General features: G+C 72.9%; 10 protein-coding genes. 4 read left to right on the top strand and 6 right to left on the bottom strand.

Annotated features, from left to right (window positions below; genetic code table 11):
- Positions 1 to 6 precede the first annotated feature (6 nt).
- The 3 genes from ACK1X7_RS40460 to ACK1X7_RS40450 are packed head-to-tail and all read right to left on the bottom strand — an operon-like array spanning position 7 to position 4,218.
- Complete coding sequence (locus ACK1X7_RS40460; protein ID WP_014056460.1) at positions 7 to 489, bottom strand: poly-gamma-glutamate biosynthesis protein PgsC/CapC; 483 nt, start codon at positions 487 to 489, stop codon at positions 7 to 9.
- Positions 486 to 2,036: a poly-gamma-glutamate synthase PgsB gene (gene pgsB / locus ACK1X7_RS40455; RefSeq protein ID WP_385152125.1), complete on the bottom strand. Its 1,551-nt coding sequence runs from the start codon at positions 2,034 to 2,036 to the stop codon at positions 486 to 488. Before pgsB ends, ACK1X7_RS40460 begins: the two co-directional genes overlap by 4 nt.
- Before the next feature lie 10 nt (positions 2,037 to 2,046).
- Positions 2,047 to 4,218: a HAMP domain-containing protein gene (locus ACK1X7_RS40450; RefSeq protein WP_385152128.1), complete on the bottom strand. Its 2,172-nt coding sequence runs from the start codon at positions 4,216 to 4,218 to the stop codon at positions 2,047 to 2,049.
- A 298-nt stretch (positions 4,219 to 4,516) separates the two neighbouring features.
- Here ACK1X7_RS40450 and ACK1X7_RS40445 point away from each other — a divergent pair, with 298 nt between their 5' ends.
- Positions 4,517 to 5,479, top strand: coding sequence for a hypothetical protein (locus ACK1X7_RS40445; RefSeq protein ID WP_390793423.1), 963 nt, complete (start codon positions 4,517 to 4,519; stop codon positions 5,477 to 5,479).
- Positions 5,480 to 5,975: 496 nt separating this feature from the next.
- On the opposite strand, the gene ACK1X7_RS40440 is transcribed toward ACK1X7_RS40445, so the two are convergent.
- The gene (locus ACK1X7_RS40440) at positions 5,976 to 8,249 is read right to left on the bottom strand and encodes a hypothetical protein (RefSeq protein WP_413116440.1); all 2,274 of its coding nucleotides are present in this window, start codon (positions 8,247 to 8,249) and stop codon (positions 5,976 to 5,978) included.
- Between the two features lie 418 nt (positions 8,250 to 8,667).
- Here ACK1X7_RS40440 and ACK1X7_RS40435 point away from each other — a divergent pair, with 418 nt between their 5' ends.
- Genes ACK1X7_RS40435 through ACK1X7_RS40425 form a run of 3 tightly spaced genes read left to right on the top strand, consistent with a single transcriptional unit; the run spans position 8,668 to position 12,174 of the window.
- Positions 8,668 to 9,816 carry a hypothetical protein gene (locus tag ACK1X7_RS40435; RefSeq protein WP_413116439.1) on the top strand — a complete coding sequence of 383 codons (1,149 nt, stop codon included), beginning with the start codon at positions 8,668 to 8,670 and terminating at the stop codon, positions 9,814 to 9,816.
- Entirely contained in the window at positions 9,816 to 11,396 is a 1,581-nt protein-coding gene (locus ACK1X7_RS40430; protein WP_413116438.1) for a substrate-binding and vWA domain-containing protein, read from the top strand. The genes ACK1X7_RS40435 and ACK1X7_RS40430 overlap by 1 nt, the downstream gene beginning before the upstream one ends.
- On the top strand, positions 11,386 to 12,174 hold the full coding sequence (locus ACK1X7_RS40425) for a hypothetical protein (RefSeq protein ID WP_385139062.1): 789 nt from the start codon (positions 11,386 to 11,388) through the stop codon (positions 12,172 to 12,174). The genes ACK1X7_RS40430 and ACK1X7_RS40425 overlap by 11 nt, the downstream gene beginning before the upstream one ends.
- 82 nt (positions 12,175 to 12,256) lie before the next feature.
- Here ACK1X7_RS40425 and ACK1X7_RS40420 read toward each other — a convergent pair whose 3' ends face one another.
- Together ACK1X7_RS40420 and ACK1X7_RS40415 are read right to left on the bottom strand one after the other, a co-directional pair.
- Positions 12,257 to 13,144, bottom strand: a complete 888-nt coding sequence (locus tag ACK1X7_RS40420) for an AurF N-oxygenase family protein (protein ID WP_413116437.1) — start codon at positions 13,142 to 13,144, stop codon at positions 12,257 to 12,259.
- 47 nt (positions 13,145 to 13,191) lie between these two features.
- Positions 13,192 to 21,087 carry an SDR family NAD(P)-dependent oxidoreductase gene (locus ACK1X7_RS40415; protein WP_413116436.1) on the bottom strand — a complete coding sequence of 2,632 codons (7,896 nt, stop codon included), beginning with the start codon at positions 21,085 to 21,087 and terminating at the stop codon, positions 13,192 to 13,194.
- Positions 21,088 to 21,529: the final 442 nt, after the last annotated feature.

Genomic DNA, 21,529 nt, shown 5'->3' with positions numbered 1-21,529 from the left:
CGTGGGTCAGGCGGACGGCATGACGCCGAGGAGGATTCCGGCGGTGAGGACGACATAGGCCATCAGCGTCACCGACCCGGTGGACAGCAGGGTGGCCCCCCGGGGCTGGCGGACCAACTGGTAGGCGATCAGTCCGGGGACGATGAAGCCGAGGGTCTGGTTCGCGTACATCAGCGGGAACTCCAGCGACAGGATGATCATCACGGTCGCCTGGAGCGTCACGCCGAGCAGCACGACCGCGGCGAACAGCCGCTTGCCGTAGAGGATCACGAACTTCTGCATCAGCAGCGTGCCCACATAGGTGAGCACGGTCACGCCGACCACCATCGCGGCCCGCTGGAGATCCTCGACGAGGGTCAGCGCCAGCCAGCCCGGGGTGATCATGCCGCCGGGCGAGAGGTTGGTGGTCAGATAGCAGACCAGCGAGAAGAGCAGCCCGATCGCGATGCCGATGGCGGCGATCTCAGGGGTGAGGACGGCGGGGATCAACGGTGCTGCTCTCCTGGGTTCTGCCCCTGCTGGGAGTCGTCGGCGGGCGGGGCGGGCGGGACACGCGGCTCGAACAGGCCACGGGGCTGCGGGGATTCGCGGGTGGGTGCCACCGCCGCGGATCCGGGGGTGGGCAGCACCGCGGGCCAGGGCTCCCGGGAGTCCTGGTCGTACGGGTGCTCGGAGGTGCGCTGGTGCGGCACCTGCGCCTGGGGCGCGTACCGGCTCTCGTACGCCTCCGGGTACCGCTGGTAGGGGTCCAGACGGGGCGCGTAGAGCTGCATCGTGTCCACGTGCTCGACATGGCGCTCGTCGGCCGCCGGTGCCGACGCGGCCGCCACTGCCGCCGGTACCTCGTCGGCGCTGTCGTCGGCCGGCAGCTCGGCGAGGTGTTCCAGGAGCAGCTCGCCCTGGCCGTGGATGTTGCCGATGGCCACCAGGGAGGAGTCGGGGCCGAGCCGGCCGAGCAGCTCGGCCATGAACTCCTCGGGGTCCCGACGGTCGCCGCCGAGGTCCACCGCCCGGCCCCGGTACTCGGCCGGGATGGCGTCGATGGCGGACTTGGCCGGATGCCCGATGACGAAGACCTGCTCGGGGTCGAGATCGGGGATGATCTCGCCCATCTGGCCGTTGCGCTCGACACGGTCGGGGCGGCAGTTGATGACGACGTTGAGCGGGCGGTGGATGGCGCCGAGGTCGAGCAACTGGTTGATGTTCATCAGCGTCGACTCGGGGTCGTTGGCCGCGAAGACGTTGGCGAACCGCAGCTTCTTGCCGTCCTCGGTGGCGTACCGCTCGACGGAGAGGACACCGGGGTCCGGCGGGGCGTCGTACATGCCCTTGAGGGCGGTCTCGCGGTCGACACCCACCAGCTCGGCGACGGTGAGCGCGATGGCCACGTTCTCCTTGAAGGTGAACCAACTGAAGCCGCGCAGCTCCTCGTCGCTGACCGTCTTGGGGTCTGCGTAGATCAACTGGCAGTTCCGGGCGTCCGCCTCCTCCTGGAGGATGTCGAAACGGTCCTGCTCGGCGGTGACGCAGATGCCGTTCTCGGGCATGGACCGGCACAGGGAGCGCGCCACGTCGTCCAGCGTGGGGCCCATTTCGGCCAGGTGGTCCTCGCGGACGTTGCACAGCACGCCGATCGTGGAGCGGATCAGCTTGGACTGGTTGATCTCCTGGAGGGCCGGCATGACCGCCATGCACTCGATGACGAGCGCCTCCGGGTTGTAGGCGGCGGCGCGGCGCACGATGCCGATCTGCTCGACGACGTTGGCGATGCCGAACTTACGGTAGACGGGTTCCTCGGTGGCGTCCGGGTGGATGAAGCGGGCCGCCGTACCGGTGGTCTTGGCGACGGTGGTCAGCCCGCCGCCGCGCAGGGCGCCCGCGCACAGCCGGGTGATGGAGGACTTGCCGCGGATGCCGTTGACCAGGACCCGGGTGGGGATCATGTCGAGGTTGGTCTGGTGCCGCCGCTGTTCGACGATGCCGGCGATCAGCAGGACGGCCTCGCACACCACGAGCACGGTGTAGAGGAAGAGCACGGTGAGAGCCTCAGTTCCTTCCGACTCCGGCGGGGGTCCGGCTGCCGCCGTCCCGTTTGCGGGGCTGCTCCTGGAGCTGCTGCCGGATCAGCTCCAGGCTGCGGACGACGGCGCCGACCTCGTCGTGGTGGCGCGGGAACAGCACGGTCTTGCGGTCGCCCGCGGCCAGCGCCTCGGCCAGCCCGGCCAGGGCGCGCAGCGGCCGTACGACGACGATGTGCAGCCAGCCCAGGCAGGCGGCCGCGGCGGTCAGCCCCAGCAGCCCGGCCAGTACGGTCCGGTTCTGGAGGCTGTACTCGGGGATCGCCAGGCTGGAGGCGGGCTGCCAGCTCGCCAGGGACCACTGGAGCGACTTGGCCGCGCCGCCGCCGCTGAACGGCGCGACGGCCGCGACCCGCACCGTGCCACCGCGCTGGACGGTGGCGTGCGCCTGCTTGGTGGCGAGCAGCGAGTTCAGATGCGAGGGCGCCTTCTCGAAGGCGATATAGCCGGAGTCGCCGCCGATGACCCGGCCCTTGGCGTCCACGACACGGACCTCGCCCATGCCCTGGCGGCCCAGCAGCGCGTTGACGAACTCGATGCGGAACTCGCCGACGACGGCGGCGCCGCCCCGGCCGGGTGCCTTGGCGGTGGCGGTGACGACGGGCTTCTTGCCGCCCTCGCCGGTCACCTCGAGGGCCTGCTTCGAGGGGCCCTTGCCGTCCGCGTGGTGCGGGGAGCGACCGGCCCGCGCGAGGATCTCGCCGTCGGCGCCGAGGACGTACACCGACTCATAGCGGTCGTGGTCCTGCATGGTGCGCTCCAGCACCTCCTTCATGTCCTCGGGCGTGGTGCGGTCCCCGATCAGGGCCGCGACCGCGGACAGATCCGCGTGGCCCTCGTTGAGCGCGCGGCGGACCCGGTCGCTGAGGGTGATGGTGCGGGAGTTCTGGTCGTGGACGATCTGGACCGGCACCTTGACGGCGGAGTCGGCGCGGTTGAGCAGCAGCATCAGCGGGACCGACCAGAGAAGCAGCAGGACGGCGCAGACGGCGAGCAGGGCGCGGGCGCCCAGGCCCTTGCGCACGGCCGGGCCCTCGACGTCCGCGGGCTCGCCCTGGAGTTGCCGGCGCAGCCGCTCCAGGGCGGCGCCCACCCGGGCGGCCTCCCCGGCCCTCGGCACGCTCACCGGGCGGGCCAGATCGCCGCGGGTGAGGCGGCGGCTCTCCAGGAACAGCCGGATCAGCGGGCGCTGCACGGTGCCCAGCAGCACGATCACCGCGAGCCCGCCGATGACCAGCAGGGCACCGGCGGCGGCCACGCCGAAGGCGGGGCGGGTGATCTGGGAGACCTTGGCGGAGACGTCGACCTCGGTGACGACGGTCAGGCCGAGGCTGCTGGCGGTGGTGGCGCCACCCGCCTGGGGGGCGGCGAGCGTGGCATAGCCGCCGACGGTACGGACCTCCTTGGCGGCGCCACCGGTGAGATGGCCGCTGACGCCGGTGTAGCCGCCCGCGCCGGGCTCCTTGGCCTTGACGGGGTGCTGCCGGCCCTTGCGCGCGGCGGTCTTGGCGAACGAGGTGAGCTGCTTCCGCGCCCGCTCGCTGTCCAGGGCGCCATGGCTGGAGAGCAGATGGCCGGTGGAGTCGACGACGCCGATGGCGCGGCCGGGGCCGAGGTCGACACCGGGGAAGCTGAGGGTGCTGGAGGCGACCAGCAGTTGCTGCGGCTGGCCCTTCCAGGACAGCAGGGCGACGATGATCAGCCGGGTCTGGCCGTTCTCCAGGCGCACCATGCGCGGGTCCAGCCCGTCGCTGCGGGAGAGCTTGGTGAGATCGATCGCGGTCAGCGGGACGTTCTCGCCGCGGGCGGCGAGCATCTTGCCCGATTTGATCTCGATGACGGCGGTGCCGCGCCACTTCTGGTAGACGTTGCCGACCTTGTCCAGGACGGTGTCGGCGGAGACCGGCCGGCCCTCGTTGAAGAGGGTCGCGGTGCTGGTGAGATCGGTGACGGACTCGTCCAGTGATGCCCGCAGCGCGATGGCGCCGTCTTCGGCGACGTACTGCTGTGAGGTCAGGACCGCCTTGGGGACCAGGGCGTTGTCCGGTTTGCCCAGGGTGAGGGCGGTGATTCCCGCGAGGGAGAGGAGCAGAACCGACAGCACCGCTATGGGGGGCCGGATACCTCCCAGAAGCGACATGTCGGCCCTTCGGCGGACCTTGTGCCGCCGCTTCGAACGCGAAGCGGCCACGGATGGGCTCCTCTCATGCAACTCACACCACACAGAGCGCACTCGAGTGCGATCCGGACCGTCAGACAGCCAGACGGATCAAAGGGTTGCACATCCTAAAGAAAAAACGAGAAAACGTGTTTGTCATTGACCAAGGCCGGGCAAACGACGGTCTTCCGCCCTTTGCCGGGCGTTCATCTGGACGTCACTCTTCGCCAGCATCCTCCCGATATGCCCCCGTAAGAGGGGTCGTTACGATGAGACGGTCATGGCGGAGATACGAGCGAAGTCGATCATCGCGGCGGCTGTCACGGTCGCGTTCGGTCTGCTTCTGGCGGGGTTGAGCGCGTATACGATCGGGCGGTCGGGTGGTGGCGCCGCCTCGGACGGTGCGGATGCCCCCGAGGTCGCGCTGGAGCGCAGGATCACCGACTTCACCGCCGGGTTCGGCCCCGACTCCGGCTACCGGGAGCCGCGCCGCGCCGAACGCCGGGCCGTCGCCGACGCGGTGGGCCTGATCCTCGACGGCCACCCGGACCGCGCCCGCCCACGGCTGTCCGACGCCGGATTCCGGCTCCGTACCCTCACCGACAGCGGCACCGGCCGCCGCTACGCCGAACTGTCCGACCGCACCGAGGACGGACCCGCCCCGCGCGGCTGGGGCCGGGTCTATGTGGATCTGTCCGCATCCGCGCGCTGGTCGGTCCAGGTGCCGCACCCGGTCTCCGACGCGGACACCGAACGGCTCGGCGCCCGCGTACTCCTGGACTCCCCCGGCGGCGTCCTGGTGCTCGCGGGCGCCCACCGCAGAGCCGGGGACGGCGACGCGGCCGACGCCGCCCACCGCACGGACTCCGTCTTCGACGCGGTCTGCGACGAGCTGGCCCGGCGCGGTCTGCCCGGCGTCCAGGTCCACGGCTTCGCCGACGACTCGGTGCCGGGCCGGGACGCCGTCGCCTCCACCGGCACGGGCTCGGCGGGCCGCGCGGACGCCCGCCGCCTCGCCGCCGCGCTCACCGCACGGCACTTCTCCGTCTGCCGTGCCTGGGTCCGCGCCTGTCCCCTGGAGGGCCGCGACAACGTCCAGGGGCGCAGGGCCGCCGCCGACGACGTGCCGTTCCTGCATGTCGAGTTCGCGCGGTCGGTGCGCGCGAGCGACACGGGGATCCGGCACGCGGCGGCGGCCATCGGCACGGTCACCTCGCGGTGGGCGAAGGACGACGCGGACTGACCACCCGGTGGACCTTTCCCCTCCCCGCCCCTTCCCACTACCAGGGGCTCCGCCCCTGGACCCCGAAGTCCGGTGCGGAGCCCCGCCACGCGGCGAAGCCGCATGGCTGCGGCAGGGAGGGTCGGAGCCCGGGCCCGGGGTGGAGGGCAGAACCCCCGGGCCGGGGCCTGGGGCGGAGCCCTGGGCCGGGGGCAGGGGCGGAGCCCTGGGCCGGGGCCTGGGGCGGAGCCCTGGGCCGGGGCCTGGGGCGGAGCCCTGGGCCGGGGCCTGGGGCGAAGCCCCGATCCGGGGCCTGGGGCGGAGCCCTGGGCCGGGGCCTGGAGCGAAGCCCTGGGCCGGGGCCTGGGGCGAAGCCCCGATCCGGGGGCAGGGGCGAAGCCCCGATCCGGGGGCAGGGGCGAAGCCCTAGGCCGGGGTCAGGGGCGAAGCCCCAGTTTCGGGAAGGGGCGGGGAGGGGAACGGCGCGCCGCAGGCGTCACGACCCGCCGGACACGGGCTAACCGCGGGCCGCGGCCACCGTGAACGCGCTCTTCACCGTCTGCGTCACCGTGTTGCCCCCCGCGTCGGTCCCGGTGACGCGCAGGGAGGCGTCCCGGCCCGCCGCCTCGTCCGGAGTGGTCCAATCCGCGCGGAACCGGCCCTTGCCGAGCGCGGTGGTGGCCGCCGCGGTCCACCGTTCGCCGTCGTCGAAGGACACCTCGACCCTCGCCTTGGTGACCGCCGGCGGGGCCACCACGCCCGGCACATGCCCGAAGCCGACGACGAGATGGCCGTCACCGGCCGGGCTCGTGCCGTCCAGCCCGGCATCGAGCCGGTAGTGCGGGACCACGACTGGCAGCGCCGAGCATTCCCCGGGCCCGTCGTACTCGCCCGCCTCCGACACACACGTCCAGTTGTCCGGCACGGTCTGGGCGCCCGAGTGCCCCGAGGCGAAGCTCCACTCGGTGTGCGTGGTCAGCGACTGCCGGAAGTCGCCGTTCGTCCTGGTCTGGTCGTACACCACCGTGTACGGGGCCCGCTTGGGCGGCACGGTCAGGATGCCGCCGGGGACGCCGTCGCCCTCGTACAGGGTCGTGTCACCGGAGACCACCGCGAAATGCGAGGAGGTGATGTCGGACGGGACCGCGAGGACGTGGTGTCCGGCGGAGTCCATGACCGTGGCCGAGGCCAGGGAGAAGATGAGGGCGTCGCCCTTGCGGCAGGCCGCGCAGTACCACGTCTCGTCCGCGGCGGCGCCCCGCGCGGGCTCGGTGAAGCCCGGCACCAGCGGGCCGCGCAGCCAGTCGACGGTGGTGGTCCGGCCGGGCACGAGGGCCTGCCGCTGGGACACGAAGCGCCGCTCCCCGGCCTTGAGCCAGTCCGCGTAGGAGGCACCGGCGGAGCCGCCGACGTATTCGGTGCGCCGCGCCGGAGCCTTGAAGGGCTCGGACAGCGCCTCGCCGCTCGTCTCGTACGGCAGGTACATCAGCCGCGCCACCTCTTCGGCCCGGCCCGGCGTATCGCTGTGGTAATTGCTGCGCACCGTGGCCAGTTGGCGTCCGGTGACCTTGTAGTGCTGGTCCTTGGCGATCGTGCCGGCGGGGTTGGCCAGCTTGAGGTCGTAGGAGTAGGGCGTGGCCGCGTCCGCGGGCGCCGTACGGTGGGTGTACACGTTGAAGCGCAGGTCGCCGGTGGCGACGGGGCGGCCTGAGGGCTGCACCTGGACGGGCGAGCCGCCGGAGACGCCGACGCCGCCGCCCACCGCCACCGCGCCCTTCGCGTCCTGGCGCAGGTAGTGGAGGATGAGCTGGTGTTCCTCCGCGGGCCTCGGGGTCGAGAAGGTGACCCGCTCGGTCGCCTTGCGCAGGTCGAGCACGGCCTCGGTGCCGGCGCCGCCGTCGGGGACGGTGAACTCGGCGGTGGCCATGCGCACACCGGCGGGCTCACCGGCGCTGTCGAAGGCCGGGGCGGACACCATGGCGGTGTAGTGGCCCGCGGGGACCTCGACCCGCGCCTCGCCGTCCACGGCATCGAGGAACGGCTCCTGGTAGCGGGCGGCGTCGTCGGCATTGGCCAGGGCGAACGAGGTGGTGCCGGGGAGCGGCTTGCCGTCCGTACCGAGCACGGTGACCTTCACCGGGTGGTCCGCCCGCGCGGACGGGCGCGGGGTGTCCCGTATGCCGACGGTGGCGACCGCCGGTGCGACGGAGGTGACGCCGCCGAACAGCGGGCCCTCGCCCACGGATCCCTTCGCCGCCTCGGCGCCGATCTGCTTGGCCAGTGCCGCGCCGAAGGCGGGGCCCGAGGGCGGGGCCGTGGCGCCCGCGGTGGCCCGGGCCCGCACCGGGGTGGTGGTGACACCGGCCTCGGCGAGGGCGGAGACGTTGAACAGCGCGGGGTCCAGGGTGCGGCCCAGGTAGGGCAGCGCGGTCAGCGGAATGACGAAGACATCGTTGTCCAACCGCCGGGTGACATAGTCCGCTTCGGCACCCGGCCGCGGCGCCACGACGACGCTCCCGTCCGCGCGGAGCGTGACCCGCTCGCCGGTGACCAGGGTGACGGTGTGGGCCGTCGTCCCGGCCGAGACCGGCACGGTGGACGCGGCCGTGGCGGAGCCCGGCAGCGGGGCGGCCGTGGCGGCGCCTCGCACCGGGGCGGGGGCGGCCAGGGCGCCGGGCGCGGGGCCCGCCGTCAGCCCGAGGGCGGCCAGGACACAGCCGGACGCGAGGGCGCGGGCGCCGCGCCTTCCGGCGCGGTGCGCTGCGGTCTGTCCGATCCGTCGGTACCACATGAGGCGGATCCTTCCTTGACGGTGGATCAATGTGACGTGGGCAATATGAAGAAGATGGCGGGGTCGATGTGACGGAGGATCAGTGGGCACTCTTACGCCCACAGGTTCGCCACCGGAAGAGATCACTGCCAGGTACGAACCAAAGGTGGCCGAAAAGCGCCGCTTTGAGGCGTTAACCGAGCGTGCGAAGTGCGGCGCGAGGGCCGGGCAGCCCTCAACATGGGGACCACCACAGCGAATTCGGCCCATATCTCTGTGGAATTCACCGCTCCGCCAAGGCCAAGGGAAATGATCTTTCCCCTTTCTCAGGCAGGAGGAGCCGGTGACCGCGGAAAGACCCCATGCGGAGGAGCCACGCTTAGCCATCCGTGGCCCCTCCCGACGCCTCCCCCTGCGGGGCCGCACCCTCCGTTCGCTTGTGACCGCGCTCGCCATTCCGGTGGCCGGGCTGCTGGCACTCACCGCTGGAGGGCACCTGCTGCTCCCCTTCGACGGGGTCACCACACTCGAAGGCAAGATCGCCTCCAAGTCGGAGTTCTTCGAGGACGAGAAGGTCCGGCGCATCCTGATGAAGCACGGCATCAAGGTGCACATCACCCGCATGGGTTCCCGGGACATCGCCACCACCGGCTTCGACGGATACGACTTCGCCTTTCCGTCCGGCCAGCCCGCGGCCGACTTGATCAAGAACGACCGCAAGAGGCAGAACGCTTACGCGAAGGGGCACTCCGCCTTCGTCAGCCCCATCGTCCTCGCCACCTACCGCGAATACGCCGAAACCCTGCGGGACAACGGACTCGCCACGCCCCGGCAGGGCGTCGGCGAGGACGGCCGCAGCACGCTCTACTACACGCTCAATATGAAGCGGTTCATCGAGCTGAGCGCGGGCGGGAAGAAATGGAGCGATATCGGCATCAGGAAGCACCGGACGGAGAACGGCAACACGATTCTGGCCCAGACGTCGAACGTCTGCGAGGCGAATCACGCCGGTACGTATCTGGGGCTGGTCGCCTTCGTCGAGAACGGCAACACCGTCCCGACGGACAACGCGGCGGCGGACCGCGTGGCCCGGAAGATCAAGCCGACGCTGGTATCCCAGGGGCTGCCCTCGGAGCAGATGTTCCAGACCTACGAGGTGCCCGAGGGAAAGGGTCTCGCCCCGATCGTGGTGGTCTATGAGCACCAGTACTTCGCGTACCAGCTCCGGCAGCGGGAGCAGACCGGAAAGCCCGATTCGCAGCGGGTGCTGCTCTATCCGTCGACCCAATTCCTGACCGAGCCCGAGTACATCGCGCTGACCCCCAAGGGCGACCGGCTCGGGGAACTGCTCGCCGGTGATGAACAGCTCCAGCGCCGCGCGATGGAACTGGGCTTCCGCGTCCTGGACTCCAGCGGCAGGGCGACCAGCACCGAGCTGTACCGGTTCCTGGAAGACCACGGCATTCCGGCGCCCGCCTCGGCCGCCGATGACACCAAGGCGACGCTGCCGAGACTGCCGCTGCTGGAGCGGATGATCACCTCCGTCGGCGACTGCCCGCCGCCCAACCAGACCCCGGAGTCGCCCTGATGAGGCCGCGCACCCCCCGCCGCGGGATCGTCCTCGCGCTCTGTCTGGCCCTGCTCGGCACGGCCACCGCCTGTAGCTCCGGTGACCAGAAGTCCACCACTCTGCGGGTGCTGGCGAGTTCGGAGCTGAGGGACATGGAGCCGCTGCTCGACGACCTCCGCCGGGACACGGGGGTGGATCTGGAGATGGAGTACGAGTCCACCGTGGACGCCGGGAACGGGCTGACGCCCGGTGCGTACCACCATGACCTCGCCTGGCTCTCCTCCGACCGCTACTTCCAGCTCCGGCTCAAGGAGTCCAGGTCCACCGCCAAACCGCTCGCCACCACGACCATGCTCTCCCCCGTGGTCGTCGGCGTGAAGCCGGAGACGGCGAAGGCCCTGCGGGCCAGGGCCAAGGGCGGTCAGGTGTCCTGGGCGGACATCGCCGACGCCGCCGCCGCGGGCTCGGTGCGCTTCGGCATGGCCGATCCGAAGCGCACCAACAGTGGCCTCTCCGCGCTCGTCGGCGTCGCGACCGCCGCGGCCGGGACCGGCAGCGCGCTGCGCGCCAAGGACATCTCCTGCGACCGACTGCGCGGCTTCCGCACCGGCCAGAAGCTCACCGCGGACAGCAGCGCGGACCTGCGCGAGCGGTACATCGCCCACCAGGACCGGCTCGACGCCCTGATCACCTATGAATCGGAGCTGCTCTCGCTCAACGCGGGCGGCAAGCTCCACCAGAAGCTGGAGATCGTCTACCCGAAGGACGGCATGGTGCTGTCCGACTACCCGCTGCTCCTCCTCGACCCGGCCAAGCGCGAGGCGTACGACAAGGTGGCGGACTGGCTCAAGAGCCCGTCGACACAGAAGAAGATCATGGAACACACGCTGCGCCGGCCGCTCGGCGCGCAGGTGCGCAGGGACCCCCGGCTGCGGGCGGACATCGGCAACGCGCTGTACTTCCCGGACCAGCGGGCGGTGGTGGACCAACTGGTGGAGGACTACGGCGATCCCCGGCTGCCCACCGCCCACCACGTGATCTTCCTCCTCGACTTCTCCACCTCGATGCGGGGCGCCCGGGTGGCCTCGCTGCGCTCGACCTTCAACGGACTCAGCGGTGCCGACACCTCCGCCACGGGGAAGTTCGTGCGCTTCTACCAGGGCGAGAAGATCACCGTCATGCGCTTCGGCGGCAGCGTGCTCGCCGAGCGCGATGTCACCGTCGACGGGCGGCGGGCCCTGGACTCCGTGAAGTCCTTTGTGGCGGCGGACGACTTCGACAACTCCACCGCCATCTGGTCCGCGCTCGACCACGCCTACCGTAAGGCGTCCCGCATCACCCGCGACCACCCCGGACAGCCCATTTCCATCGTCCTCATGACCGATGGCGAGAACACCTCCGGCATCAGGCTGGGGGAGTTCCAGCGCCGGTACGCGGCGCGGCCGGAGGCGGTCCGCGACGTCCCCACCTTCCCGCTCCGGTTCGGCGAGGCGGACACCGCGGAGCTGACCCGGGCGGCGCGGACGACCGGCGGGCGCATGGTGGACGCGGGCGCCCATTCCCTTCCCGACGCCTTCAAGGAGATCCGTGGCTGTTGACAACGGGATGTGGTGGAGCGTCTGGTGGCCCTGGATGCTCGTGTGGACGGCGACCGCCGTGAGCCTGATCGCCGTCGTGGTCTGGCTGGCGGTCCGGGTGCGGCGGTATCGCAGACGCCTCAGGCCGAACCCCGAGAAGCCGACCGAGGGCATCTGCCTCTACCTCCATGACCGGGCCATCATGAACCTGTACGAGATGGGCCGTTACGAGAAGGCGCTGGAGCGGGAGGTCGAGCAGCGGATCACCCGCACCACGGACGGATCGCTGCGGGCCCGGCTCTTCGGCGTGGGCGTCAGCGGCGGCAGGAACGTCAGCCGCGAGGAAATCAGCATGTACATTGAGAGCGCCCGGCCCATCACGGCGATCGGCCTCATCGTGGACACGCTGGAGCGGACCGACGCCATCGTCCACGGCGATCTCAGGACCGGCACCATCACCTGGAACCACGCGCTGGCCCGGGCCCTGGACACGGTCGACCGCCCCGGTCCGGGGGCGGCGGACAGCGTCCGGCTGCGCGACATCGAGGACTTCGTCTCCATCCGGGGCCGGTTCCGCAAGGCCGGGCAGACCCCCGAGCGCACCGACTTCCTCGCCCCGTACGGCGACCCGGAGGATCCGGCCGAGGGGCCACAGGTCCGTGTCCTGTGCACCACGGACGGGCTGCGCAACGACGACAGCCACGAGGGCACGTTCCCGGCGCGCTGCCTGGGCAAGGTGCGGGACTGGAACCCGGGGACCGGTGAGCTGACCATCGAGGCCATCGCGATCTTCAGTTGAAGTGCCGTGCGCCCGAAGTTCCCTGCGTCCGGGGGGTGTTCAGCGCGTCCCGGGGGTGTTCAGCGCCTCCCGGGTGGCCGGTTCAGCCGAGCAGCAGGCTCCGGCGCCACAGGGGGCGCTGGAGCGTGGTGATCATTCCGGCGTCGGTGAGGAAGGCGACCAGGCGCTCGCCCGCCCAGCGCATGGTCCGCCGGAAGTGCGGATTGGCGCGGGCCTCGCGGGCGGCGCGGCGCGGGTCGAGGCCCACGGCGCGGTAGATCGGGGCGTTGGTGTACGTGGTCATGGCCAGCATCGCGCACCAGGCGGTGAGCTGCCGGTGGAACTCCAGGACGGCTCCCGATCTGCCGCGCCGGGCGTCCAGGAGTTCGGAGTGGGCGAAGCGGATATGCCGTGACTCCTCCATCACATGCAGCCGCGACACCTGCCGTACGAGGGGCTGCACCCGCTCGTCGCCCATGGCCTCGCGCTGGAAGCGGTCGTAGACCTCCTCGATCAGCAGGGCGGCGGCGAACAGGCTCGCGCCGCGTAGTTGCGGGAGCACCGCCCGGCCCAGATGCCGGACGAGGGCGGGCGGCCGGTAGGCCGGGCAGCCGAGGGTGCCGAGTGCCCGGCCGAACATGGCGACGTGGCGCGTCTCGTCGGCCACCTCGCTCAGCGCGTAGTGGGTGCGTGGCGACGCCGGGTCGCGGGCGGTGAGCTGGCCGGTGAGCATCTGCATCAAGGTCAGCTCGAACCAGGTGGCCATGCTGATCATGTTGGTCCACTCGCTGCGGGAGAGCGCGAGGCGCCGCTCCTCGCTCAGCCGGTGCCAGGTGGGGGTGGCGTACAGCGACATCCGCTCCGGCTGGAGATACCAGTGACCGGGCTCGGGCGGGGCGTCCCAGTCGATGGCGAGGGCCGGGTCGTAGGTGTGCTTGGCCGCGGTACGCAGCAGGCGTCCGGCCACTTCGGCCGGTGTCTGGCGTGGCATGCCCGTGGGGGTGGGCGCGGACCGGCCCCTCCGCGGCTGTGGTTCGCTCACCGCGCACCACCTGCCGTGAGCGGGCGGTCCGGTCCGGCCTGGAGTGGGACGGGCGGCGCGGGGGATGCCGTGGCAGCGGGCGATTCCGTTGCGGGGCCGGGGGGAGCCGTGACCTGCAACCCCAGCCGGAGCTGCACGATCCTGGCGAACTCGGCGATGGTGCCGTTGCTGCGCAGCAGTTCCATGGGCGGGATGTCGAGGTCGTAGCGCTGGTTGAGCGAGACGAGCACCTGAGCCGCCATCAGCGAGTCCATGCCGTAGGAGTCCAGGCGCCGGTGCGGGTCGAGTGTTTCGTGGTCCATCTGGAGGACCTCCGCGAGCAGGCGGGTGAGCTGGTCCACGAGGTGGGCGAGGGCGGTCTCCTCGTCCATGAGGGAGAGCCTGCGCAGGAGTTCCTCGCGGGTGGCCTCCCCGTCCCCCACCTGGGGCGGTACGAGGTCGCCGAGGCGCGGGGCGCGCAGCAGGGGCAGCAGAACGGCGGCGCGCGACCAGTCCGTCCGGGAGACGCCCACCACGGCGGGGGTGTCCGGCCGGTCGTCGCCGAGCAGCCGTCGGCCGTGGTCGAGGGCGGTGTGCGGGGCGAGGGGCTCGATGCCCAGGCCGTGGAGGGAGTCGAGCAGATCGTTGCGGGCCGCGTAGCCGATCTCGTCGATGGCGCCCCAGGCGAGGGTGAGCGCCGGTTCGCCGTGCCTGCGGCGCAGCCGGGCCAGGCCCTCCAGGTAGAGGTTGCCAGCCGTATAGGCCGACTGCTTGAAGTTGCCCACCATGGCGGTCGTGGAGGAGTAGCACAGGAAGAAGTCCAGCGGACGCCCGCGGGTCAGGGTGTCCAGGACCTGGGCTCCGGCGATCTTGGGTCGCAGGACGGCACTCATCCGCTCGGCGGTCAGCTCGGCGAGGGGCGCGTCGTCCAGTGCCATGGCCGCGTGGACCACACCGCGCAGCGGATGGCCACTCTCCTCGATGTCCTTCAGTACCCGGCGCATCGCCTCCGCGTCGGCGGCGTCCGCGGCATACGCGGTGACCCGTACCCCGTCCGGGGCGAGCGCGTCGCCTACGGCGGCGGCCTCCGGACCGCGGGCCCCGCTGCGGCTCACCAGGGCGAGATGCCGGGCGCCGAGCCCGGCGAGCCACTGTGCGGTGGCCGCGCCGAAGCCACTGGTGCCGCCCGTGACCAGATAGGAGGCGTTGGGGTCGAGGCGGGGTGCCGTGGACGTCGTACGCGCGGGCGGAGCGGCGAGCGAGGCGGCGGGTTCGACGGCGCAGGGCTCGTCCAGCGGGTCGAACGCGACGACGACCTTGCCGATGTGGCGTGAGTGGCGCATCAGCAGGAAGGCGTCCGCCACGCGGGCGGCGGGGAAGACGGTGTGCGGCAGCGGCGGGAACTCCGGGCCCTTCTCCGGCGCCCGGCCGTCCCCCAGGGTCCGTCCCACGTCCTCCAGGAGGTCCCCCAGCAGCCGGGGGTCGCGCAGCACGGTGGTCAGATCCACGCCGTGGAAGGAGATATGGGAGCCGAAGGGGCGCAGCGGCAGGGTCCGGTCCTCGTAGAAGTCGCGCTTGCCGAGTTCGATGAAGCGGCCGCCGGGGCGGAGCACCTCCAGGCCCCGCGCCAGGGCCGGTCCGGAGAGGGAGTTGAGGACGATGTCCACTCCCCTGCCGCCGGTGAGATCCATGACCTCGACGGTGAAGTCCAGCGAGCGCGAGTCGAGGACGTGTGCCACACCGAGTGCGCGCAGCAGGTCGCGTTTGGGCTCGCTGCCCGCCGTGGCGATGACCGTGGCGCCGTGTGCCCGTGCGTAGTGGAGGGCCGCGAGGCCGACGCCACCGGCCGCGCCGTGCACGAGCACGGTCTCCCCCGCCCGCATCCGGGCGGTGTACAGCAGGCTGTAGTGGACGGTGCACAAGGCTACGGGCACGCTCGCGGCCTCCGCGAAGGTGACTCCCGCGGGGATCGGCCACAGATTGCGGGCCGGGCTGACCACGTGGGACGAGAGACCCCCGGTCAGCAGTCCGACGACCCGGTCCCCGGGCGCGAAGCGGTCCACGCCGGGCCCGCGGGCGGTGACCACGCCCGCGCATTCGAGCCCGAGGTTCTCCTCGCGTGGGCTGCCCGCCAGTGCCTCCGTGGGCAGCAGCCCGACCGTCTGCATGATGTCCCGGTAGTTCAGGGCGGCCGCGCGCACCTCGACGACCACCTCTCCGGGACCCGCGACCGGCGGGGCGGTCTCCTGCCAGGCGAGGCGGTAGGAGAGACCGGGCCTGCGCACCCGCAGGGCGAACGGCGGCGGGGCCGCGCCGTCGGCGAGGGGGACGGCGGGCGGCATGGCGCGCTCGCGCGGGACGAAGCGGTCGTGCGCGGTGAGCACGATCTCGTCCTCGTCCTCAGCGGTTTGGGGGGTGTCGGTCTCGAGCAGTTCGCGGATCAGCCGGGCGGCGTCCGCGGCCGGGTCGTCGCCCCGGCACAGGCTCAGGCGGCGCCCGCGCAGGTCCGGTTCCTCGTTGGCCAGGCAGCGTGCCACGCCCCAGGCGGCGGCGTCGGTGGGGTGGGTGATCGGTCCGGGGGTGGCCTCGGCGCCGTGCGGCCGGGTGACGAGCCATAGCCGGACCCCGGCCGGTGAACCGAGGGACCGGTGCGCCTCGGCGACGGCCCGCAGCGTCTGGCCGGCGTGGGTGGCGCGGGCGACGGCCTCCTCGGGGTCGTCGGGTTCGGCGCCGCCCAGGATCAGGACGACGGTCGTCTCGCCGGTGCCCGCCTCGGTCAGTGCCCGGGTCCACGCCGCGGCGTCGGTGTGGGCGTCGGTCAGGACGCTGTGCCCGGCGCCGTGGGCGGTCAGCGCCTCCGTGACGGCGTGGGGCAGCGGGTCGTCGGCCGTGTCACCGCAGACGATGTACGCGGCGGACGGGGCGGGGGGTGGCGGTGCGACGGCGGGGGCGGGGGCGCCTTCGGCCGCGGCGAGGAAGACGGAGGCGTGGTCGCGGCCGGGCGGCTCGGTGTCGCCGGTGCGGGCACAGGAGGTGAAGCCGCATCGGCGCAGGAGCGCGGGCCACTGCTCGCGGGTCGGCAGCGGGGAGCCGGGCCGCAGGCCGGTGTCGGTGCGGTGGTGGAAGCTGTCGAGGGCGCCGAAGACGGGGAGCAGGATCTCCGGCTCATGGCATTCGAAGGCCAGCAGGTGTCCGCCGGGGGCGAGGAGCGAGGCCACGCGGCGCAGGGCGGGCTCCAGGTCCTTGGCCGTGTGCAGGGCGTTGGCGGCGACGACGAGGTCGAAGCCCTGTGGGTGGTAGCCCTGTTCGGCCAGGTCCCGGTCCAGGTCGAAGGTGCCGTACTCGACGAAGTCGTAGTCGCCGAAGCGGTTGCGGGCGCGGGCCGGGTGGGCCGGTGAGACATCGGTGTAGCGGTAGCGGGTGCGGTCGGCGGGCAGCAGGGGCAGCAGCGCCGCCGTCATGCCGCCGGTACCGGCGCCGATCTCCAGGACGCGCAGCGCGCGGTCGGCGGGCCAGTGGGCCAGCAGAGCGCGGAGCAGGGCCTGGGCGAGGCGGTTGTGGAAGCGGGAGACCGGCGCGGTGTCGTAGTACTGCTCCAGGAGGTGGGCGGCCGGTTCGGCGCTGAGCAGTGCCAGGGCGCTCGCGCGGCCGGTGAGGACGTCCGCCAGATGCCGGGTCAGATGTGTCGCCAGGGCGATCCGGTGCACATCCCCGGGGGCCCGGACGAGGGCCTCGCGCACCGGCGGCGGGGTGTGGCGGGCGTCGGGCGTCAGCCACCGGCCGCCGGGGGTCTCGCACCGCCCGCCGGGGGTCTCGCATCGGCCGCCGGGGGTCTCGGTGAGCAGGCCGTGACGGAGCAGGAGGGGTTCGAGCAGGGCGATCAGGGGGCGGTGGCGCTCCTCCATACCGGCCGCCACGAGGGCGTCGGCGGTGAACGGCGTGGCGGGGTCGGGCAGCAGCCGGGCCAGCGCGGCGGCGGCCGAGCGCGCGGTCAGCTCCTCGTCATGACGCGAGGTCAGGTCGTAGCGTGCCGCGCGCCACCGCTCGCGTACGGCGTCCAGGCGCGGGGCGGCGTCCCGGAGGATGGCCTCGGGGGGCGGCAGGGGTGAGGGCGCGGCCGGGAGGTGGGCCCGGGGAGCGGCCCGCGGAACGGTGTGGTGGAGGGTGACGGGGGTGGTGCGGGCGATCGGGAACAGGCGCAGCCTGCACTCCTCCAGGCGTGCCGTGACGGTGCCGTCGGCGTCCGCGACCGTGATGTCCCAGCAGACCTCGCTGTGGGTGGCGTCGCGTTCGGTGACCCACATGATCCCGGTGGGCGACGGCGTCGACCACACCCGCACCGCGCCGATGGACGCGGGCAGATAGGCGCCCCGCTCCCGCAGCCGGTCGTGGAGGAGGGCGACACCGGTCTGGAGGGCTCCGTCTAGCAGCGCCGGATGCGCGGTGTACGGGGCGCCGCCGGGGGTCTCGTACCGGTAGGTCGCGACCGAGGTCCGGGTCCCCACGCGCACCTCGTCCAGCGTCCGGAACGCGGGCCCGTAGCCGAGCCCCACCTCGGCGCAGGCGGCGTAGTGTTCCTCGCCGCTGAGGCGCGTCGCGCACCGGGCGCGCAGCCGCTCCGGGTCCACCGGCTCGGGCCGCGGGCTCAGCAGCGGGCGCACCCGGGCCCGCGCGTGCGCCCGTGGCTCCGGGCCGCGCTCGTCGGTGCTGGTGACCGTGGCGAGCGTGGTGTTGGGGTCGAGGCCGACCCGCAGCCGTACGGCGGAGGCGTCCGCCCAGGGCACCACGAGGCTGGCGCTGACGTCGAGGTGTGCCACCTCGACCGGCCGCCCGTGCACGGCGCGCCCCGCGGCGAGCAGCGCTTCGACGTATCCGGTGGCCGGCATGACGACGGATCCGCCGAGCCGGTGGTCGGCGAGCCAGGGCACGAGGACGGGCTCGATCGCGCCCTCCCAACTGGGGACGGCGGTGGGCATGCGTTCGCCGAGCAGGGGGTGGACGATGACACCGTCCCCGCTGGAGTTGGCCCACGAGCGGGGGGTGCCGGACCAGTGGCGCTCGTACTGCCACGGGTAGGCGGGGAGCCGGGTGACCCGGCCCGGCACCGGGAAGTGCCGGGCGAGGTCGGCTAAGGCCCCGGCCGCGAGCGCTCCGGCCGCCGCGGCGCCGAGGGCGGCGGGACCGTCCACCCCGCGGCGCAGGGTGGGCAGGACGACGGTGCGGCCGGTGCGGGTGCCGGTGCCGATGCCGGTCCCGGTGCCGGTCCCGGTGCCGGTCCCGATGGCGGCGGTTGCGCGCCGGGACGCCACGCGCCGGAGGTAGGCGCGCAGGACGGGGTGGGGCCCGATCTCCAGGAGGATTCCGGCCCCGTCCGCGACGGCGCGCCGCACCGCGTCCGCGAAGAGCACCAGGCGGCGTACGTTCTGCCACCAGTACGCCGCGTCGAGATCGGTGCCGCGGGCGCGGAAACCGGTGACGGTCGAGTAGAACGGCACGCCGACCGGCGACGGCGTCACATCGGCCAAGCGGGCGCGGAGTTCATCCTCGACGGTATCCATGTGGCGGCTGTGGAAGGCGTAGTCGAGGCCCAGATCCCGGAAGAAGACGCCCTCGGCGGCGAGTTCCGCGCCGAGCTGCGCCAGGGCCTCGGCGTCACCGGCCACCGTGACGTCCTCGGCGCTGTTGACACCGGCGATCTCCAGCGTCTCCCCGTACCCGGCGAGGGCCTTCGCGGCCCGGTCGACGGACAGCCCGACGGCGGCCATCCGGCCACTGCCGGCGGTGGCCCCCTGCACCCGGCCACGCTCGGCGATCACCCGCGCGGCGTCCGGTAAGGACAGCGCTCCGCAAGTGTGGGCGGCGGCCACCTCCCCGACACTGTGGCCGACGACCATGGCGGGCTCGATCCCCCGGGCGCGCAGCACCGCGCCGATGCCCAACTGCACGGCGAACAGCAGAGGCTGGGCCACCTCCGTCGCGGCCAGGTCCACCTCCCCGGCGGGCGCGCTGAGGCGATCGGCCACCGACCAGCCCAGACGCGGCGCGAGCTCGGCGTCGGCCTCGCACACCGCACGACGAAAGACGCCATCGACGTCGAAGAGATCCGCCCCCATACCGGCCCACTGCGAGCCGTTCCCACAGAACACGAAGGCGACGCGCCCAGTGTCGGCGGCAACACTCACCGCACCGGGGGCGGCCGGCGCTCGGGTGGGGGCGGTCGGATTGCCGCCGGGCGGAGTCGGTTCACCGGTGGGCGCGGACGGCTCCGCAGTCGGCGAGGCCAACCCTCCAGCGGGCACGGCCACCTCACCACCGGGCACAACCGACTCCCCACCAGGGCCGTCTGCGCCATGCCGCCCCGGCTCCGGTGCCGTCAAGGTGCGCAGTGCGTGGGCCGCTTCCGCCGGGGTGGTGGCCCAGACGACGGCGCGGTGCTCGTGGCGGCCGCGGCGGAGGCAGGAGGTGTGGGCCAGGTCGTAGAGGTCGTCGGGGGTCGTTTCGTCCAGGTGGGTGGCCGTGGCCTCGGCCGCCGCCGACAGTGCCTTGGCGGTGCGGGCCGAGACGAGCAGGGGCACCGGTGAGCGCGGGGGTCGCGGGCGGTCCGGCGCGGGCGGGGGGTCGGCCACGATGGCGTGGGCGTTGGCGCCGCCGAAGCCGAAGGAGTTGACCCCGGCGACGGCGCGCCCGCCGACGGTGGCGGGGGCGAGGGCCGTGGGCCGGGTGGTGAGCCGTAGCCCGAGGCCCTCGAAGTCGATGTCGGGGTGCGGCGGTTCGGCGTGGAGGGAGACCGGTGCGGTGCGGTGCCGCAGTACCAGGAGGGCCTTGAGCAGACCGGCCATGCCGGACGCCGGCTCCAGATGGCCGAGGTTGGTCTTCACCGAGCCGAGCGGGAGGGCGCCGGAGATCCGGCGTACGCCGAGGGCCCGGCCGATGGCGAGGGCCTCGAGCGGGTCGCCGACCGGGGTGCCGGTGCCGTGCGCCTCGAAGTACACCAGCTCGTCGGGGTGCACCCCGGCGCGGTCGTAGACCTCGCGCAGCAGCCGTTCCTGCGCCTCGGGGCTGGGCAGCGCAAGACCCATGGTCCTGCCGTCGCTGTTGCTGCCGGTGCCCAGGACGAGTCCGTGGATCCGGTCGCCGTCGGCCACCGCGTCCGACAGCCGTTTCAGCAGCACCACGCCGCCGCCCTCGGCCCGCACGAACCCGTCCGCCTGTGCCGAGAAGGAGGCACACCGGCCCCGCTGGGAGAGCATCGACGCCTGCGAGAACCCCACGTAGTGGAACGGGCTGAGCAGCACGTTGACCCCGCCGCAGACGGCGGCCCGGCCGCCGCCCTCCCACAGGGTGCGGCAGGCGCGGTCGAGGGCCACGAGGGAGGAGGAGCACGCGGTGTCGATCGCCATGCTGGGGCCGCGCAGATCGAAGGCGTGCGAGACCCGGTTGGCGGCGATCGACGAGGCGGCGCCCGACATGGTGTAGGCGCCCACGGTGCGCAGCGCGGACATCTGGAGCGCGCCGTAGGAGGCGTCGGAGATGCCGACGAAGACCGCGGTGTCCGAACCGGCCAGCGTGGCCGGGTCCACGGCGGCGTCGTCCAGCGCCTCGGCGGTCAGTTCCAGCAGCAGCCGGTGCTGGGGGTCCATGTGGGCCGCTTCCTTGGGGGAGATCCCGAAGTACGCGGCGTCGAACCCGGCCACGTCGTCGAGGAAACCCCCGGCCGCGGTGTACGACTTGCCCCGGCGCGGTGCGGCGGGATCGGTGAACAGGCGGGCGTCGAACCGGTCCGCGGGCACCTCCCCCACCAGGTCCCTGCCCTGCTCCAGGGCCTCCCAGAGCCCGTCCAGGTCCCGGATGCCACCGGGAAGCCGGCAGGCCGCCCCCACCACCGCGATCGGTTCGGCCTCGTCCTGACGCATACCGGGGCCTTTCTCAAGTCACTTCGCGACACCGGCGGGAAGCCCGCGTCACGCTCTCGGCAGCGACGCACACTAGGCCAGACGGGGCACCGTCGAGGCCGCCTGTACACCCGTTGGAGGGAACGGCGGCGAAGTGCACTCGGTGAGGTGAACGGAGCCGACCCGGGCCGCTTAGCCCATTCGGGTGATGTGCGTCGACGGGGCCCGTACGGAGCGCGTGTACAGGGCGTGCGTACGGAGCGCGTGTACGGCGGGCCGGGCGGCGCGGCGGGGTGCGGTCGTGTGGTGTCCTCGGCACGCGCCCCGGCGGCGGTCCTGGTGTGGACCCGGCACGGTCCCAACTCGGTGGGATCCGCCACCGGATCGCGTGGCCCCTCGGATCCGCCGCCGGATCGCGCCGCCGGATCCCCATGCCCTCGCCCTCACCCGCCCTTCGACGTCT

The sequence above is a fragment of the Streptomyces sp. CY-1 genome (assembly GCF_047218265.1).
GTDB lineage: Bacteria > Actinomycetota > Actinomycetes > Streptomycetales > Streptomycetaceae > Streptomyces > Streptomyces niphimycinicus.
This window is presented reverse-complemented; position numbering and strand designations above follow the sequence as displayed.

Bases quoted from the DNA above. Each gene is read 5' to 3' on its own strand.
- ACK1X7_RS40420 (WP_413116437.1), bottom strand. From the start codon at position 13,144: ATGCCACGCCAGACACCGGCCGAAGTGGCCGGACGCCTGCTGCGTACC.
- ACK1X7_RS40445 (WP_390793423.1), top strand. From the start codon at position 4,517: ATGGCGGAGATACGAGCGAAGTCGATCATCGCGGCGGCTGTCACGGTC.
- ACK1X7_RS40450 (WP_385152128.1), bottom strand. From the start codon at position 4,218: ATGTCGCTTCTGGGAGGTATCCGGCCCCCCATAGCGGTGCTGTCGGTT.
- ACK1X7_RS40415 (WP_413116436.1), bottom strand. From the start codon at position 21,087: ATGCGTCAGGACGAGGCCGAACCGATCGCGGTGGTGGGGGCGGCCTGC.
- ACK1X7_RS40440 (WP_413116440.1), bottom strand. From the start codon at position 8,249: ATGTGGTACCGACGGATCGGACAGACCGCAGCGCACCGCGCCGGAAGG.
- ACK1X7_RS40430 (WP_413116438.1), top strand. From the start codon at position 9,816: ATGAGGCCGCGCACCCCCCGCCGCGGGATCGTCCTCGCGCTCTGTCTG.